This is a genomic window from Winogradskyella luteola, assembly GCF_019203985.1.
GTDB classification, from domain to species: domain Bacteria; phylum Bacteroidota; class Bacteroidia; order Flavobacteriales; family Flavobacteriaceae; genus Winogradskyella; species Winogradskyella luteola.
This window is the reverse complement of record NZ_JAGSPD010000043.1, coordinates 1-707: the sequence shown is the minus strand read 5'-3', so window position 1 is coordinate 707 and position 707 is coordinate 1. Positions and strand designations below refer to the sequence as shown.

2 protein-coding genes are annotated in these 707 nt (G+C 41.6%); both read left to right on the top strand.

Annotation, left to right across the window (positions count from 1 at the left end; genetic code table 11):
* Window positions 1-60 precede the first annotated feature (60 nt).
* Window positions 61-471 (top strand): transposase, encoded by a 411-nt coding sequence (locus KCG49_RS16340; protein WP_218548027.1) that lies wholly within the window; start codon window positions 61-63, stop codon window positions 469-471.
* Window positions 472-485: 14 nt separating this feature from the next.
* On the top strand, window positions 486-707 hold a 222-nt coding region (locus KCG49_RS16615; RefSeq protein ID WP_218548026.1), incomplete at its 3' end, for a helix-turn-helix domain-containing protein.

Here is a 707-nt window from a genome sequence, read left to right as displayed (position 1 = left end):
TGTAAATCGTCAGCATAATGTTTACCAGTTAAGGAAAAAGTTAACTAACACTTTATTACCTTGAAAGCATGCTTTCAAGGCTTTATTAAAAACCTTAAAAAAGTAAACAAAATGGCACGACCAGGAAGACCAAGAAAGACAGCCGAAGCAGTTGTCAAAGACATCAAAAGAAAAACAAGAAGAAAGTTTAACGCTGAAGAAAAGATCCGTATCGTACTTGAGGGGCTCAAGGGCGAAGAATCCGTAGCGGCAATCTGCCGTAGAGAAGGTATTGCACCGACTTTGTACTACAAATGGAGCAAAGACTTCTTGGAAGCGGGCAAGAAACGCTTAAACGGTGATACAGAACGTGAAGCCAACAGTTTTGAAGTCAACGAGCTTCGCAAAGAGACAGATGGACTAAAGATGGTGGTTGCAGAGCAGGCACTTGAGATCAGGGTATTAAAAAAAGACTTGCGTGGTCTCGAATAGAGTTCAAGAAGTATATGCGTTTTAGTCAAGAAGAGAAATACGAGATCATAAGTTTGGTGGAAGGCTCAGATTTAGGTGTAAATAGAACACTCAAGGAACTGAAGATACCTAAGCGTACTTTTTATAATTGGTATGGCAGGTACAAGGAAAGCGGTTACGATGGGCTGGCTCCCAACAATAGAAAGGCCAGAAGTCAATGGAACCGTATCCCTGACCAGATCCGCAATCAGGTAGTA